Source organism: Parasphingorhabdus pacifica, assembly GCF_054779195.1.
The window spans coordinates 101,981-118,206 of record NZ_BAAGYS010000021.1 but is presented as its reverse complement, the minus strand read 5'-3'; the positions used below and the strand labels follow the sequence as shown (position 1 = coordinate 118,206).

At 68.4% G+C, this 16,226-nt stretch carries 15 protein-coding genes; 5 read left to right on the top strand and 10 right to left on the bottom strand.

What is annotated here, in order from left to right:
• Positions 1–170: 170 nt before the first annotated feature.
• Both ACYVAN_RS23775 and lysX read right to left on the bottom strand, forming a co-directional pair.
• A complete protein-coding gene (locus ACYVAN_RS23775) occupies positions 171–1,088 on the bottom strand; it encodes a mechanosensitive ion channel family protein (RefSeq protein ID WP_460963306.1) in 918 nt (305 codons plus the stop codon).
• Between the two features lie 852 nt (positions 1,089–1,940).
• Positions 1,941–5,303 carry a bifunctional lysylphosphatidylglycerol synthetase/lysine--tRNA ligase LysX gene (gene lysX, locus ACYVAN_RS23770; protein WP_460963303.1) on the bottom strand — a complete coding sequence of 1,121 codons (3,363 nt, stop codon included), beginning with the start codon at positions 5,301–5,303 and terminating at the stop codon, positions 1,941–1,943.
• 71 nt (positions 5,304–5,374) lie between these two features.
• Between lysX and ACYVAN_RS23765 the strand changes: the two genes are divergently transcribed.
• The 4 genes from ACYVAN_RS23765 to ACYVAN_RS23750 all read left to right on the top strand — a co-directional run bounded on the left by ACYVAN_RS23765 (position 5,375) and on the right by ACYVAN_RS23750 (position 7,859).
• Entirely contained in the window at positions 5,375–6,052 is a 678-nt protein-coding gene (locus ACYVAN_RS23765) for a DUF998 domain-containing protein (RefSeq protein WP_460963301.1), read from the top strand.
• Entirely contained in the window at positions 6,045–6,824 is a 780-nt protein-coding gene (locus ACYVAN_RS23760) for an alpha/beta fold hydrolase (protein WP_460963299.1), read from the top strand. Before ACYVAN_RS23765 ends, ACYVAN_RS23760 begins: the two co-directional genes overlap by 8 nt.
• Positions 6,821–7,189 (top strand): hypothetical protein, encoded by a 369-nt coding sequence (locus ACYVAN_RS23755; protein ID WP_460963297.1) that lies wholly within the window; start codon positions 6,821–6,823, stop codon positions 7,187–7,189. Before ACYVAN_RS23760 ends, ACYVAN_RS23755 begins: the two co-directional genes overlap by 4 nt.
• Before the next feature lie 214 nt (positions 7,190–7,403).
• On the top strand, positions 7,404–7,859 hold the full coding sequence (locus tag ACYVAN_RS23750; protein ID WP_460963295.1) for a VOC family protein: 456 nt from the start codon (positions 7,404–7,406) through the stop codon (positions 7,857–7,859).
• A 43-nt stretch (positions 7,860–7,902) separates the two neighbouring features.
• Here ACYVAN_RS23750 and ACYVAN_RS23745 read toward each other — a convergent pair whose 3' ends face one another.
• A complete protein-coding gene (locus tag ACYVAN_RS23745; RefSeq protein ID WP_460963293.1) occupies positions 7,903–8,265 on the bottom strand; it encodes a GNAT family N-acetyltransferase in 363 nt (120 codons plus the stop codon).
• Positions 8,266–8,327: 62 nt separating this feature from the next.
• Here ACYVAN_RS23745 and ACYVAN_RS23740 point away from each other — a divergent pair, with 62 nt between their 5' ends.
• Complete coding sequence (locus ACYVAN_RS23740) at positions 8,328–9,314, top strand: pirin family protein (protein WP_460963291.1); 987 nt, start codon at positions 8,328–8,330, stop codon at positions 9,312–9,314.
• A gap of 51 nt (positions 9,315–9,365) precedes the next feature.
• On the opposite strand, the gene ACYVAN_RS23735 is transcribed toward ACYVAN_RS23740, so the two are convergent.
• From ACYVAN_RS23735 to ACYVAN_RS23705, 7 genes are read right to left on the bottom strand one after another with little or no spacing between them, the layout of a single operon-like run.
• The gene (locus ACYVAN_RS23735) at positions 9,366–9,929 is read right to left on the bottom strand and encodes an LUD domain-containing protein (protein WP_460963289.1); all 564 of its coding nucleotides are present in this window, start codon (positions 9,927–9,929) and stop codon (positions 9,366–9,368) included.
• Positions 9,926–11,407: an LUD domain-containing protein gene (locus tag ACYVAN_RS23730; protein WP_460963286.1), complete on the bottom strand. Its 1,482-nt coding sequence runs from the start codon at positions 11,405–11,407 to the stop codon at positions 9,926–9,928. The genes ACYVAN_RS23735 and ACYVAN_RS23730 overlap by 4 nt, the downstream gene beginning before the upstream one ends.
• A complete protein-coding gene (locus tag ACYVAN_RS23725) occupies positions 11,404–11,679 on the bottom strand; it encodes a heterodisulfide reductase-related iron-sulfur binding cluster (RefSeq protein WP_460963562.1) in 276 nt (91 codons plus the stop codon). Before ACYVAN_RS23725 ends, ACYVAN_RS23730 begins: the two co-directional genes overlap by 4 nt.
• Positions 11,571–12,149, bottom strand: coding sequence for a heterodisulfide reductase-related iron-sulfur binding cluster (locus tag ACYVAN_RS23720; protein WP_460963284.1), 579 nt, complete (start codon positions 12,147–12,149; stop codon positions 11,571–11,573). Before ACYVAN_RS23720 ends, ACYVAN_RS23725 begins: the two co-directional genes overlap by 109 nt.
• A complete protein-coding gene (locus ACYVAN_RS23715) occupies positions 12,146–13,852 on the bottom strand; it encodes an IlvD/Edd family dehydratase (RefSeq protein ID WP_460963282.1) in 1,707 nt (568 codons plus the stop codon). Before ACYVAN_RS23715 ends, ACYVAN_RS23720 begins: the two co-directional genes overlap by 4 nt.
• Entirely contained in the window at positions 13,849–15,312 is a 1,464-nt protein-coding gene (locus ACYVAN_RS23710; RefSeq protein ID WP_460963280.1) for an aldehyde dehydrogenase (NADP(+)), read from the bottom strand. Before ACYVAN_RS23710 ends, ACYVAN_RS23715 begins: the two co-directional genes overlap by 4 nt.
• Positions 15,309–16,211: a fumarylacetoacetate hydrolase family protein gene (locus ACYVAN_RS23705; RefSeq protein WP_460963278.1), complete on the bottom strand. Its 903-nt coding sequence runs from the start codon at positions 16,209–16,211 to the stop codon at positions 15,309–15,311. The genes ACYVAN_RS23710 and ACYVAN_RS23705 overlap by 4 nt, the downstream gene beginning before the upstream one ends.
• Between the last annotated feature and the right edge of the window lie 15 nt (positions 16,212–16,226).

The following is a 16,226-nucleotide window of genomic DNA, read 5'->3' as shown; positions in this document are numbered from 1 at the left end:
TCCGCGAGGGCGTCCCGCTACTACGCCGGACACTCGATGCCGGCGGGGCCCGACTCGGGGCCGGTGAGACGTCAGGCGAGCGAAGCCACCCGACGAAACGGAGTCCCGGGCGCTCGATTGCGCACCGGGACTCCGCACCATCACTCCACTCGACTGGACGAGCTACGGGCTCAGCCCTGCTTGGTCGCTCCGCTGCCGTCCAGCGATCGCACCGGGTGTGCGACCTCGATGCCTTCCTTGTCGAACCGGCTCTTGAGCTGGCTGCGGACGGCGCGGCCGATCGACCACTGCGCACCGGGCTTGGTCTTGATGATCACGCGCATCGTCACCGCACCGTTGCCGATGCCCACCACGCCGTTGACGTCCGGCTTCTCGAGGATGTCGGACTTGAATTCGGGCTCGTTGGCGAACTCCTCCAGGCTGCTTTCCATCACGCGCCTGGCCTCGGGGAGGTCGACCGAGTAGTCGAGCGGGATCTCGATCACCGCATTGGCCCAGTCCTGGTTCATGTTGCACACGCGCATGATTTCGCCGTTGCGCACGTGCCAGAGATTTCCGTCCAGGTCCCGAACCTTGGTGACCCGCATCGTCATCGCCTCGACGGTGCCGACCGCGTCGCCGACATCGACGACATCGCCCACGCCGAACTGGTCCTCCGACATCATGAAGATGCCCGACAGGAAGTCCTGCACGAGGCTCTGCGCACCGAACCCGATGGCCAGACCGAGCACACCAGCGCTGGCCAGGATCGGCCCGAGATTGATCCCGAACTCGCTCAGGACCATCATGAAAGCCACGCCGAAGATCACGAACGATGCGATGCTCCGCAGTACCGAGCCGATCGTCTGCGCACGCTGCTGCTGGCGTTGCTGACCGTCTCCGTTGTTCTCGGCGGACTTCTTCACCGCTCGACTGGCCCTGCTCCGGGCCTGGTCCAGCTTCTGGTGCGAGTTGACGATCCGCTTGACGAGCTGGACGATCAATCGGCCCACGATGAAGCGGGCAAGGAACGCGACCACGAAGATGATGGCGACGTTGATCAGGCCCGAGATGAAGGAACCAGTGTGTGAGGTGAACCAGTCAACCACCGGCCCAGCCTGCGTGACGAGCGATTCAGGACCGGCCTGAGAGCCGACGAATCCGGATGATGCACTCAGCACGAATTGACCTTTCAGTTCGCCCCGCTGGCTTGACCGGCAGAGCCTGACCCGCTATTTGCAGGCGAATGCTCTCAACGAGTCATGACCGATTGCAAACTGCGCACCCAGAACTTGGTCACCGTCTGTTTTCGCATGCTTACGAAAAGCGGTGTTCGCTGCTTGTCGATATCACCCCGGCCAGAATCGCCGACGACAGCAGGCACTCCGGCCACTCCTGAGACGTATACCACGAACCGAATCGGACACCCGAACCGGGACACAGGACAAACACGTCCATTCCGATAGTTCGACCCCGGCCCCCGCGAGGCTGCCGAGTGCCCCCAAACCGACCGCACATTCGGAATCGCGCCCGATGTGTCCGGCCCCCTCTACCGCCTGCCGCACGAGCGCGCGCCCCGGAAGCAGCCGCAGTCCGAATCGGTCACAGGCCGGAATCGGCCGCAGTATCGATCTGACCAAGCGAGAACATCAGTTTTCGCTGCTGCGCTGCGATCCGCACTCGGCTTTGTGTTCCCGGGGCTGATCGAAATTTCGCTTCGCCTCCTTCCGCCGCTCCCGCCGTGAACATCCCAGTTGCCGGGGAACGTCCTCACCTCGACTACCCGATCGCTCCGCACCGGTTCGATTTCGAACGCGAGCCACTCAGCCGAATTCACGGTCGACCCCCTTCGCCGCGAACAGTTCACTGTGGAACGTCGTTGCGAGCGAGACGGCCGGTTTCCCTTCGCCCCGCTCGCCCCGGAACGCCGCTCGGTGCGGCCACGTGTCGTTCGCGGGTGGTCAGTGCCGCGCGGGACGGGCCAGCGGAAACGGCAACGTGTCCCGAATCGGCCGACCGGTCAGCAACATCAGCAGGCGGTCCACTCCCAACCCGAGTCCGCCGGTGGGCGGCATGGCGAACTCCAACGAGCGCAGGAAGTCCTCGTCCAACTCCATCGCCTCCGGATCACCGCCGGCCGCCTGCAACGACTGTTCGGTCAAACGGCGGCGCTGCTCGATCGGATCGACGAGTTCGGAGTAGGCGGTACCGATCTCCACGCCGAAAGCGACCAGGTCCCAACGTTCGGCCAGCCTCGGGTCGTGGCGGTGTGGGCGGGTCAGCGGAGAAACATCGACAGGAAAATCGGTGTAGAAGGTCGGGCGCGTCGTGTGGCGCTCGACCAAGCGCTCGTAGAGCTCGACCACGAACGCGCCACGGGGCCAGTCCCGATCGCAGGAGACGTGCGTCCGCTCGCACAACGACCGCAAGTGCTCCGGCGGAGTCTCCGGGGTAATTTCCTCCCCCAACGCCGACGACAACGCCTCGTGCACCGTGATCACCGGCCAACTGCCGGACAGGTCGAACTCCTCGGCGTGATCGCCGGTGCCCTGCCGCCGCGCTACCGGCGCCCCATGCACAGCAGTGGCGGCGGCCTGCACCAGCTGTTCGCACAGCTGCCGCATCACCGTGTAATCGGCGTGGGCCTGATAAGCCTCCAGCATCGTGAATTCCGGATTGTGCCGGGACGAAACCCCCTCGTTGCGGAACGTGCGTCCGAGTTCGAAGACCCGTTCCACCCCGCCCACGCACAATCGCTTCAGATAGAGTTCCGGGGCGATACGCAAGTACAGCGGCATGTCGTAGGCGTTGATGTGAGTCCGGAACGGCTGCGCCGAGGCACCACCGTGCACGGGTTGGAGAATCGGCGTCTCGACTTCCAGGAACCTGTGGTCGGTCAGCGTCGAGCGCAACGCCTGCAAGCCGGCCGAGCGGGCCCGCAACATCTCCCGGGCGTCGGTACCGACGATGAGGTCCACCGCACGCGCTCGGGATCGGGTTTCCGGGTCGGTGAGACCGGCGTGCTTGTCCGGCAGGGGACGCAGGCATTTGGAGGCCAAGGTCCAATCATCGGCCAACACCGTGATCTCGCCGTGCCTAGTGGTGATGACCTCCCCCTGCACCGAAACCTGGTCGCCGATGTCGATTTCGTCCTTCCAAGCTCGCCACCGGGCTGTACCCGTATCGGCGGTGGTGAACATGGCCTGCAGCTGTCCGGACCAATCGCGCAACGTTGCGAAGCACAACCGACCGTGGTCACGCATCAACACGACTCGGCCGGTGACCGCGGTGCGCTCGCCGGTGCGGGTATCAGGTGCGGTTCCGGCATGCCGGTCGACGATCTCCGCGCAGGAATCGGTGCTCGGGACCTGCGCCGGGTACGGATCGCCCCCGGACTCCCGGATCCTGGCGACCGTGTCCAGGCGAACCCGCATCTGTTCGGGGATCGATCGCCGACGGGGCTCCTGCTCGTGCGGCTCGGTCACCGGCATCCGGTCCTCACCTGGTGCGGCCGTGGCAGTGGTGGCCGTGCCACTCGAACCGAGCAGGGGTACGAACCCCTCGGCCGCCGCGGAGGCAAGCCCGACCCGGGCAAGATCGCGTCGATCGCCGAAACCGATGAACCGAGGCACCCAGTCGGGCTGGTACTTGGCGTTCGCGCGGTACAACGACTCCAACTGCCACCAACGGGAGAAGAACAGCAGGATCCCGCGCCAGGACCGCAGCACCGGACCCGCACCCAACCGGGCGCCTTCCTCGAACACCTCTCGGAACACCGCGAAGTTCAGCGAGATCCGCTCGATGCCCGCAGGTGTCGCGCCCCGCACCTGCCCTCCCGAACGCGCCAGGGAGCTGATCATCAGCTCCACCAGCCCGTTGTCGCTCTCGGGCGCTCGGCGCATGGCTTCCAAGGACAGGCCGGTGCGCCCCCACGGCACGAGCGACAGCATCGCGCACACTTCACCGTCGGCGTTGACGGCTTCGACCAGCACGCATCCGCCATCAGCCGGGTCGCCCCACCGGCCCAACGCCATCGAGAAGCCGCGTTCGGTGTCGCTGCCCCGCCACCGAACAGCACGGCGGGCCACCTCGGCCATCTCCTCCGCCGCGATCTCCTCCTGCCTGCGGATCCGTACCCGGTATCCGGCGCGATGCAACCGGTTGACCGCCTGGCGCACCGGCCGCATCTCGCGGCCTTCCAGGTTGAAGGTGGACAAGTCCAGAATCGCTTCGTCGCCCAACCGAAGGATCTTCAATCCGGCCCGCGCATAGGCGCGGGCGCCGCGCTCACCGACGCCGATCACCGCCGGACGCCAGGTGTAATCCCGGCACATTCCGAGCCAACGCTCGATCGCCGGTCCCCACGCTTCGGGATCACCCAGCGGGTCACCGCTGGCCAAGCAGACCCCTGCGACCACGCGATAGCTGATGGCGGCCTTGCCACTGGTCGAGAAGAGCACTGCCTTGTCCCGACGCGTGGCGAAATAGCCCAGCGAGTCGATCTCGCCGTGCTCGGCCAACAGCGCCCTCACCCGGCGCTCGTCGGCGGCGGGCAGAACCGAGGCGGTGCGTTGGGATCGGAACAGCACCGCCAGCGTGGCGAACAGCGTGGCCATCCCGAACGTGCCGAGTACGAGGTTCACCCAACCCGGAGCTTCGCCGGTACGGGTGATGTCCAGGGTCACCGCGCCCCCCAGCACTCGTTCGACCGTCCAGCTGAACCGGTCGGCGGTGTCGCGCAACGAGCCCGGGAACACCCCGACCAACCCGTAGCCCAGCGCGATGAACACCGCGACGAGTCCGGCGAACGTCCCCAGCGCCTTGGGCACGCTGGCACGCTGAACCCGGCCGTAGAACTGCCGTGAGGCCAGCCCCAGAACCACCATCGCGGCCGTGGTGAGCACCACGTTCGCTCCCAGCGACCACCGCAACCAGCTCGGCAACACCTGCTCGACGACACCCGGCTCCCACGGGATCGCCAGGACGAGCAGCAGCACCAGCCCTGAGAGGAGGAGTTGCAAAGCCAGCACCAGCAGCAAGATCCAGTAGGCGATGCGCTTGCGGCGCCCCAACGCCCCTGCCAGCACCAGCAGGAAGGCCGCGTATCCGAGGTTGGCAGGAGCGGGGAACAGCACCAGGTCGGTGAACTCGCGCACCGGCTGCATCCCGCTTCGGAACGCCGCTCCGACAGCGGCCAAGGCGCACAGGGCCGCGATGCACACCAATGTCCCGACCACTATCCGTGGGACTCGAGCCGTCCAGACCGGCTCGGTCGCAGGCACCCACTCGCTCCGCGACCGGCCCGCCGATACTGCCCGACCCATCCGTACCTCCTCCACCTACGCTGGCATGCAGTGGACGATCGATGTTGACCTCACCGACCCTAGGACGGTTCATGCGCGCCGACTCCGACGCCCGGGTTCCGGTCCGGTGGGAGGCACGTGTAATAGCGGGATGCTGCGTGTGCGCCGCTGTGCTCTACAGCCTGTGGATGCTGGGACCGTGGATCAATCCTGATCTGGACGCGCTCAACGGCTACGTCAGCGAATTCGCCGCCCGTGACCAGCCGGGCAGCTGGCTCTTCCGCAGCGGTGACGGACTCGCCGGGTTGCTGGCCACCGCAGCTGCCGTGGCCGGGATCCGGTACAGCAGCGGCGGGGTCGTCGGGTGGAGCGGTCTGCTGGTCTTCGGTGTCGCCACCGGGCTGGACGGAGCGCTGACCCCGATGACGTGCGCGAGCTTCGTCGACTCGGGATGCGCGGTGCGAGAGCTCGTCGGAGCGCTCCCCGCCACCCACACGTTGCACGAGATGACCAGTTCCGTCGCGGCGCTGGGCGTGCTCGTGGCCATGGGCGGACTGGCCGGGGCCGGTATCGGGCCGCCCGCACGCTGGGGCTGGGCGTGGTGTTCGGTGACCGGGCTGGCAACCGTGGTGACGCTGGGAGCACTGTGGATGGGCACGGGAGCCGGGGTGGTGCAGCGAGTGCAGCTCAGCCTTGTCGCGACGTGGCTGATCGCGTTGGCCCTCACCGGTGCCCGTCGAACGCGATCCGCGGGTGGCTTCGATGCCTGAATCGCCCACAGTTCTGCTGACCTCGGGAATGGCCGGTGCTGCCTACGACTGGGAACCGGTCCTGCCTGCGTTGTCGGCGCTGCATCACGTGTATCGGCTGGAACGGCCCGGCCTCGACGGGCGCACTCCTCGACCGGGGTTACCCAACCTGCATGACGAGGCCGACCGCCTCGGTGCCACCGCGGACCAACACGGCGGTGCGGTGGTGGTCGCACATTCGGTCTCGGCGCTGCACGCCGAGGCGATGGGTCGGCGGCATCCACGCTCGCTGCGCGCGCTCGTGCTGCTGGACCCGAGCTGCGGCAGCGCCCCGCCGCACCCGGAGTGGCCGCTGGTAGCCGCAGAAGCGTTGGGCCGCCATGCTGCCACCTGCGTCGCACCGTTCGGACCCGCCATCTGGACGGCCGGTGCGCGTTCACAGACCTCCCGACCGTTGCCACCGGCGGTGCGGGCGGCCGGACGTGCCCGATTCCGCTCACCGGCCGCGATCACCGCGGCATGGCAGGAATACCTCGCCTTCGAGCCGATGCTGCGCGACCTGGCCGCGCTCCGAGAACGCACGACGTTTCCTCCCGTGCCCGTGTGGATTCTCACCGCTGTCGGGGGGATGTACGCGAACGCGGCCGTGCGGTGGACGAGGTGCCACACCCGCCTGGCACGGCTCTTGGGAGGTTGCCACCGCCTGCTTCCCGACAGTCGGCACCAGTTGGCATGGGAATGTCCGGACGTGGTGGTGGAGACCATCGAGGCCGCAACGGAATGGTGGAAATGAGGACCGGACTGGCGCTGGCACTGGCAGTGCTCCCCCTTGTGGTCACCGGCTGCGCAGACCCGGCCAAGGCGATCTCGGCCGCCGGGTACCGCAATGCCGTATCCCTGGGCACTCGGACGGAGCTGGCGCAGCACGGCGTGCTGCTACGAGATCGCCCGGCTTGCCGCAGCACCGGCGCCGAGAACGCCCGCCTCGGCTCCGACTTCACCGTCGTGTGCACAGCTTCGACACCGGAGAACTCCGCGGTGACCGTGCACGGCGTGGTCACCGCAGCGGGCACTCCGGCCCAACGCGAGGACTACGTCATCCGAGTCGACGACCGGATGTTCCTGCACGTCGACTGTCTGGGCACCGGCTGCCGGTGACGTCCGCCCGCTCAGTCCGGTCGACCACTTCCGCCGGACAGGCCCGAGTCGCATCTCCGTGTCATTCGCGGTGGACTGGACTACGTCGAAGCCGTGCTGCGCCCGTTCCGAGCCCGCGTGCCCCTACGAGGTCCGGGCGAGCCCGCCGTCCGGAGAGGCCCGCGCAGCACCTCGCCCGCGAGCACCTGTCCTCGCGATGAAAGGACACGCCGGTATGAACCGCGACGATCTTCCCGCGCCCCACGAAGGGTTGCTGGTCACGCACTTCCTCACCGTTGCCGACGTGCCTCGCGCGCGGGCCTTCTACAGCGACGTACTCGGCGGTCAAGTGATACTGACCGAGAACCCCTGCATCATCAAGCTCGCCAACAGCTGGATCATCATGAATCCGGGCGGTGGCCCTACCGAGGACAAGCCCGACGTGACGCTGCGCCCGCCCACCGAGTCCGACACTGTCTCCAGCTTCCTCAACCTCCGCGTGGCCGACATCCACGCCGTCTACGACGACTGGAGCGCCAAAGGCGCGCAGTTCCTCACACCGCCCATCGACCGCAAAGCCGAATTGCGTTGCTATGTGCGCGATCCGGACGGCTACCTTATCGAAGTCGGCCAATCCACCGGGCTGCTGGCGGGCGTCCTCGCCGACCCGCCTGCCGGGGGATCCGGCTAGTCGCCCGCCGGTAGCGGCCCACCCGCAGCCGGCGACGGCGTGGTCACGCTTGTCGCGCCTCCACAGCGGCCAACACGGCGGGCGTGACCGGATCGGTGATGTCGTCGAAGTCGTGGTACTTCACGAGGTGTTTGGCCACGAACGGGCAGACCGGCACGACGCGCTTGCCCGCGGCGCGGGTGTCGGCCAGTGCGTCGGATACGAGACTGCCTCCCACCCCGCCGCCTGCGAAGGACTCGTCGATCTCGGTGTGGAAGAAGATGCGCTGGTTTCCACGATCGAGGTACTCGGTGAACCCCGCCTGCGTGCCCTCGATGCTGATCTCGTAGCGGTGTCGCTCTTCCGCTTTCCGCACGGAAAAGCCGCTCCGGCTCCCGGCCTCGTTGCTGCTCTGTTCATCTGCCACGCTGCCACTATGCCTCGCCTCCGGGCTCGGAGTGGCGAGCAGAGTGGATCGTGGAGAGCGCAATGAGCAATCTGGAAACCGCACCGGCCGAGCTGACATGCGTCAGCGGCGGCGATGAGGATTCGGGGCGCGGCCGGGTCCTCGACGCTCGCGAGGTCCCGCTGGGCGGGCCCCGGGCGATGACGGTGCGCCGCACGCTTCCGCAGCGGACGCAATCACTGATCGGTGCCTGGTGCTTCGTGGACCACTACGGGCCCGATGACGTCGCCACAACGGGAGGAATGCACGTCGCCGGGCACCCGCACACCGGGCTGCAGACCGTGTCGTGGCTGTTCAGCGGCGAGGTCGAACATCGCGACACCGTGGGCACACACGCTCATGTTCGCCCGGGCGAGATCAACCTGATGACGGCAGGCTCGGGCATCGCCCACTCGGAGCATTCAACACCGGGCACGACGGTGCTGCACGGAGCGCAGCTGTGGGTCGCCCTGCCCGACGAACACCGTTTCGTCGACGCCGGTTTCGAAAACTACGCACCCCCGGTGCTCGAGCACGACGGTGCGCGCGCACTCCTCTTCCTGGGCAGCCTGCTGGGCCACACATCGCCGGTCCATACCTACACGCCACTGCTCGGGGCAGAGCTCACGCTACCTGCCGACCAGACCCTGCGGCTCGACATCGACCCTTCGTTCGAGCACGGCGTCCTCGTCGACACCGGAGAGGTCACCGCAGCGGGAGCCACCGCGACCGCGGGCCAGCTGATCCACCAGGGCACTGGTTCCACGCATCTCTCGCTCACGGCCTCGGCAACCGGAGAGGTGCGCATGCTGCTGCTCGGTGGGGAGCCGCTCGACGAGCAGATCGTGATGTGGTGGAACTTCATCGGCCGCACCCACGAGGAAATCGTCGCCTTCCGCGAGCAGTGGCAACACCAGCGAACAGGTGCGGCCGATTCGACCACGCCTCGATTCGGGCGGTTCCCGGAACAATGGTCGGACACACTGCCCGCTCCTGAACTGCCGAACGGACGCCTCAAACCCCGTGGCTAGTTCCGACCGTATCCGGACCCCACCACCGATGCCGCAGCCCGCACGGAGGGTTCAGCTCGCCGTGACCAGGACGACGTGCATCGCGAGCGGTCCGTGCATGCCGCGCACCTGCACCATTTCGATGTCGCCCGAGCTGCTGGGGCCGGTGATCAATTGCATTCCGGAAGGTACGGGTCGGACGGCGGCAAGCCGGTCGATCGCATCGGCGTACGAGTCCACCAGCCGCGATGCCGGTACGACCGCGACGTGCACCGGCGGCACCAGCGAATTGCTGCGTGGGTGGTCCCGGTCGTAGACCATCGCGAGAGATCCGGTGTCGGCGACGGCGACCAGCGCGGTCGTCAATCCCACGTCCGCGGCCCACGGGTTCGCGATCACGCGGAGCTCGCCGACCACCTGCTCGATCAGCACGTCGCGGTCGGTGATTACGGCGCCGTCCTCGCACAGATCCGCTACCACTTTCCCGGCCGCGGTCAGGTCGGTGACCGGGTGGCAGCATCCGCCGACCAGACCTAGCGCGGTCGCGAAGCGAGACGCCGGCGAGTGCCGTGGTGGATCGGAATTCGCCTCGTTGCTCGCGTCCGCCACGTCGGGGCCGAACGCATTCCCGGTCATTCCGAATTCCCCTCACGTTTGCCCCGTCGCGCTGCCCACCGCAGCTTTCCCGCACCACGGAGATCCGGCAGTCCCCGCCCCCGCGCCCATCGCCGGGCCCCGGGCAGGGCGGCCAGCACTCGACGCGGCAGGACGCGGGCGCCGACCGCGGCCACAGTGACGGACGCGAGATAGCCCACTCGGCTCGACCACAGCGCCGCCCACGCGCGCCAGCCGGCCGCGGCCACCCGATGACCCGCCGAGGCGTGGTCGGCACGCAGATCCACCAGCATGTCCGGCAGCGGGATCTTCACCGGGCAGACATCCGCACACGCCCCGCACAAGCTGGACAGATGCGGTAGCTCGGCGTCCTGCGGGTGCTCGCGCAACAACGGCGAGAGCACCGCGCCGATGGGGCCACCGTAGGTCGACCCGTACGCATGCCCACCGCCCAGCGTGCGAAACACCGGGCAGACGGTCTGGCAAGCCCCGCAACGGATGCAGGCCAGCGCGTCCTCGTAACGGGTTCCGAGAATGTCGTGCCTGCCGTTGTCCAGGATCACCAGGTGCAGTTCGTCGGGCCCGTCGGTCTCGTCCGCGCGGCGGGGACCGGTGACCAGCGTCTGGTACACCGTCGCCCGCTGCCCGGTGCCCGCGTGTGAGAGCAGCGGAACGAGCACGCCTAGATCGGCCATCCTGGGGATGACCTTCTCCATCGTCATGATCGCGACGTGCACCCGTGGCTGCGAGGTCACCATGTCCGCGTTGCCCTCGTTCGTGACGGTGACCAGCGTGCCGGTCTCGGCGACGGCGAAGTTCACACCGGTCACGCCCATGTCCGCACGGCGAAAGTCCTCCCGCAGCCGTGTGCGGGCGAATCCGGCCAGGGCGGTGACGTCGTGATCCAGCGGTTCCCCCGCCAGCGCGTCGAAACGTTCGGCCACGTCATCGTGCGCCAGGTGCGCCGCGGGCGCGATGATGTGCGCCGGTCGCTCATCACCGAGCTGGACGATGTACTCGCCGAGGTCGGTTTCCACCACCTCGATCCCGTCGGCCTCCAACGCGGTGTTCAGCTCGATCTCCTCGGCGACCATGGACTTCGACTTCGCGACCAGTCGGGTGCCGTGCTCGGCCGCGATACCGCGCACGATCGCGGTGGCATCGGACGCGGTGCTCGCGCGGTGCACCACCCCACCGTGCTCGGTGACCTTCGCGGTGAGCGCGCCGAGATAGCCTTCCAGGTCACCGAGCGTTTCCCGGCGAATTCGGGCGGCTCGCTCGCGCAGTGGCACCAGGTGCTCCGGCCACCCCCCGCGTTGCTGCTCACGGCTGCGCTCGCCGAGCCGACTCGCGGTGCGTTCGGATTCCGGCCGGGACACCGCCTCCGCGGTCACGATCGGCAGCAGTTCCCGATGTTCGGGGTGCGCACCACTTGCCCATTCGGGCCGGAGGTGCGGTACCCGTTCGGCTCCCCGCAACGCGTTCGAACGAGCGCTCAAGCGAAGACCTCCTCAATGGAGCCGACCCCGTCGGACAGAGCCGCGTCGAGCAGTTCGGCGACGTGCAACGTGCGCAGCGGTGCGTCGCGCCACTCGGCCCGTCCCGCCAGGTGCAATAGGCACGTTGGATCCGAGGAGACCACGTGCGTCGCGGCGGTGGCGGTCACATCCGCGATCTTGCGGTCTGCCATGGCGCAGGACAACTCCGGGTACCTGAGTGCGAACGTGCCGCCGAACCCGCAGCACACCTCGTTGTCGACCGCCTCGTGCAGCCGCAGTCCCCGGACCCGGGCGAGGACGTCCCGTGGCGATGCCTTCTCCCCAGCGACCGCAGCATGTGGCAGGAGTCGTGCCAGGTGATGTCGCCGGAGAGCGCGAGTTCGAGGGACGCGCCGTGTTCGGCGAGGAACTGGGTGAGCTCCCACGTCCGGCCCACCGCCGCTTCGGCCCGCCGGTACCAGCGGCCTTCGAGCACGCGTGGGAACTGGTGGTACACCGTGGCGGTGCACGATCCGGAGACCCCGACCACCGCGTCGTAATCCTCGAACACTCGCAACCAGCGCCGCATCAGCCGCGTAGCGGGGCCCGGGTGCCCGGAGTTGAGCGCCATCTGGCCACAACACGTCTGCCCGCCCGGAACGTCCACCACCGCGCCGGTCGCCTCCAGAACCCGCGCCGCGGCCAGCGCGGGCCCCTGCGCCGCCACATCCGCGGCGCAGGAGGTGAACAGCGCGACCCTCAATGCGATTGCCTCCCCACCGCGGAACCGCTGTTCCCGACGAGGAAGTCGAGATCGCAGCCCTCGGCCGCCTGCAGCACGTGCTCGCCGTAGAGCCGCGACCAGCCGCGGTCGTGCGGCGCGGGCGGTGGCTGCCACGCCGCACGACGACTCGCGAGTTCTTCGTCGGAGACCTCGAGGTGCAGCTGACGCCCGGGAACATCGAGCTCCACCCAGTCACCGGTGCGCACCAGAGCGAGCGGTCCGCCGATTGCGGACTCCGGGCAGGTGTGCAGCACCACCGTGCCGTAGGCGGTCCCGCTCATCCTGGCGTCGGAAATGCGCACCACGTCGTCGATGCCCTGCTCCGCGAGCTTGCGCGGAATCGTCATGTTGCCGACTTCCGGCATGCCCGGATACCCGCGCGGGCCCGCGTTCTGCAACACCAGCACGGTGTCGGCGTCGACATCGAGCTCCGGTTCGTCGACCGCCGCGTCATAGGCTTCGATGCTGTCGAAGACCAGTGCCCGGCCGCGGTGCCGCAACAAATGCGGTGACGCGGCGGACTGCTTGAGCACCGCTCCGTCCGGCGCGAGATTGCCGCGCAGCACCGCCGTGCCCGCGTCGACACCGAGCGGCTCGGCGAGTGGCCGGATCACCTCGCCGACGCGTTCCGCACCGGCCACGTTCACGGCCACGGACTCGCCCGTGACGGTGTGCGCGTCGCCGTCGAGCAGCGGCAGCAGCTCACGGAGTACCGCGGGGAGCCCGCCGGCGTAATAGAAGTCCTCCATCAGATAGCGACCGGACGGTTGCAGGTCCACCAGCCACGGCACCTCGGCCGTGAAGGTGTCGAAGTCATCGAGTTCCAGCGGCACCCCGAGTCGCGCCGCGATGGCGAGCAGGTGGATCACCGCGTTCGTCGAACCGCCGAGCGCCGCGTTGGTTCTGATCGCGTTCGCGAAGGACTCCCGAGTGACGACGCCACTCATCCGCAGGTCCTCGCCGACCATCCCCACGATCCGCTGACCGGCCTGCTGTGCCAGTCCGTAACGGCGGGAGTCGACTGCGGGGACCGCCGCCGAGCCGGGAAGCTGCAAGCCCAGCGCCTCGGTCATGCAAGCCATCGTCGACGCGGTGCCCATCGTCATGCAGTGCCCGTTGCTACGCGACATTCCCGATTCCGCCGCGGCGAAGTCCTCTTCGGACATCCGACCGGCGTTGACGTCCTGGGTGAACTGCCAGACGGCGGTACCGGACCCGATGTCGCAGCCGCGGAACTTGCCGTTGAGCATCGGCCCACCGGTGACCACCAGCGTCGGCAGGTCGACACTCGCCGCGCCCATCACCGACCCCGGGGTGGTCTTGTCGCAGCCGGTCAGCAGCACGGCGGCGTCCACCGGGTTGCCGCGCAGCGACTCCTCGACGTCCATGCTCAACAAGTTGCGGAAGAGCATGGCAGTGGGACGAAGCAGCGTTTCTCCGAGCGACATCACCGGGAACTCCACCGGAAACCCGCCCGCCTGCCACACACCGCGCTTGACCGAGTCGGCGAGGCGGCGCAGGTGCGCGTTGCACGGGGTCAGCTCGGACCAGGTGTTGCAGATACCGATCACCGGCCGACCGTCGAAGACGTCGTCGGAGAATCCTTGGGCCTTCATCCAGGACCGGTGGATGAAGCCGTTCCGGCCGGACTCCCCGAACCATTCGTGGCTGCGCAGGTTCATGCGACCTCCCCGGTCGTGACGATTCCGTCGATCCGGCGCGGCAGACCAAGGGTGTTGCGGTCGGTCAGCGCTTCCGGAAGGAAGTGTTGCGGCGTGTTCTGGTAGCAGATCGGGCGCAGGAAGCGGCGCACCGCCGTCGTACCGACCGACGTGTGCACCGACGCGGTGGTGGCGGGCCACGGACCCCCGTGGTGCATCGCCGCCGACACGGCGACACCCGTGGGCCATCCGTTGAACAGGATGCGCCCGGTCCGCTCACGCAGACGTGCCACGAGCGGCGAGACGTCGTCGCCCTCCTCGGCGTGCACTGTGGCGGTGAGGTTCCCGGCCAAAACCTCCGCGACTGCGTGCATCTCGTCGATCCCGGCGTACTCCACGACGATCGAGGTGGGGCCGAAGCACTCCTGGAGGAACGCGTCGGGCTCGGCGAGCAGCTCTTTGGCCGTCGTCGCGAGCAGTGTGGGGGCGACCTCGGGCGTGTCGTCGTTCCCGCGAACGAGCGTGCGCACTGCTTCGAGACGGGCCAGCCGGTCGCGCTGCTCGGCGTGCCCGGCCCGTATCCGGTCGCCCAGCATCGCTGCGGGTGCGGCGCCGCGAACGGCGCCGGTGAGACGCTGCTCCAACCCGTGTCCTTCCGGAAGCAAGAGCAGGCCGGGCTTTGTGCAGAACTGCCCGGAACCGAGGGTGAAGGATGCGACGTATCCGTCGGCGATCGTGTCACCGCGCGCGGCCAGCGCGGCCGGACTGACGAACACCGGGTTGAGGCTGCCGAGCTCACCGTAGAAGGGGATGGGATCGGGACGTTTGTTGGCGATATCCAGCAGTGCGCGCCCACCGTGCACCGAACCGGTGAATGCGGCTGCCTTGATTCGCGAGTCGGTCAGCGCCGAGGTGCCCGTATCCGTCCCGTGCACCACAGCGAGGGTGCCCTCGGGAGCGCCCGCCGCGCGCAGCGCCTCGACGAGCACCTCACCGGTGCGGCGGGAGAGCTCCGGATGCCCGGGATGTGCCTTGAGCACCACGGGGGCTCCGGCCGCGAGGGCGGACGCGGTATCACCACCGGGCACGCTGAACGCGAACGGGAAGTTGCTCGCGGCGAACACCAGCACCGGACCGAGCGGAACGAGCATCCGGCGCAGGTCCGGGCGCGGTACCGGAACGGCGGTCCGGTCGGCGGTGTCGATGATCGCTTCGAGGTAGGCGCCCTCCTCGAGTTCATCGGCGAACAGCCGCAGCTGGCCGCTGGAGCGGGCCACTTCGCCGGTCAACCGCTGCTCGGGCAGCGATGACTCGGACATCGCGATCGGCACCAGGTCACCGACGGCTTCGTCCAGCGCAGCGGCCGCCGCGCGGAGCAGTGCGGCCCGCCGCGCGGGTCGCAACGCCGCCAGCGGCCCCGCCGCGGCGGTTGCGCCGGCGAGGACGGTGTCGAGGTCCTCGGGTGTCGTGTCGCCGTTCAAGGCAGCACCTTCCTCTTCTCGGGGTGTTCCAACGCGTCCACCAGCCAGGACATCGGTTCACGACCGCGAACGACCGGATTGGAGAGGGCCCCCACCGCTTCGATCCCGATGTCGACGCGGTCGCCTTCGGCGAGGGTGAAGCTCAGTTCCGGCACCACGCCGGTCCCCGTGGTCAGCACGGCGCCGTCGGGGAAGTCCGTGGGGTGGTAGAGCGCCGAGACCAGCTCGTCCAGCCGCCGGTGCAAGCGCGCGGTGCTGGTCTCTCCCGACCACACCACCGCGCCACCGCGCACGACCCTCATCGTGATCGTGAGATCGCACGGGTTGGGCACTTCCCATGCGGGGACGATCCCGGCGGCCAGGGCGCAGCTGCCGTTGTAGATCTTGGCTTGCGGGATGTACAGCGGGTTTTCGCCCTCGATCCCGCGTGAGCTCATGTCGTTGCACACGGTGTAGCCCACCGTCTCGCCATACCGATTCGCGACCACCGCGAGTTCCGGTTCCGGGACGTCCACCGCCGAATCGTCGCGGACGGCGACCGGCTCTCCATCGGTGACGACCCGCCATGCGACGGCCTTGAGGAACAGCTCCGGCCGTGTCGCGTCGTACACCTTGTCGTACACCGAGCTTTCGGCGCTTTCTTCGACCCGGCCGCTGCGGGAACGCTCGTAGGTCACGCCCGCGGCCCACACCTCCGTGCGCCCGTCCACCGGCGGCAGGTACCTGACCTCGGCGGCATCGACGGCGGGACCGGTTTCGGTGAGGCTTCCGCGCAAGTCCGCCAACGGCTGCGCCAACACCTCGGCGACGGTCGACGCCCACCGAAGCGGTGCCACCTCGCCCTCGTCGCGGACGCCGACCCGGGTGACCCCGTCCTGCAGGTAGCGGACGATTTCCATCGGCTCTTCCTCTCT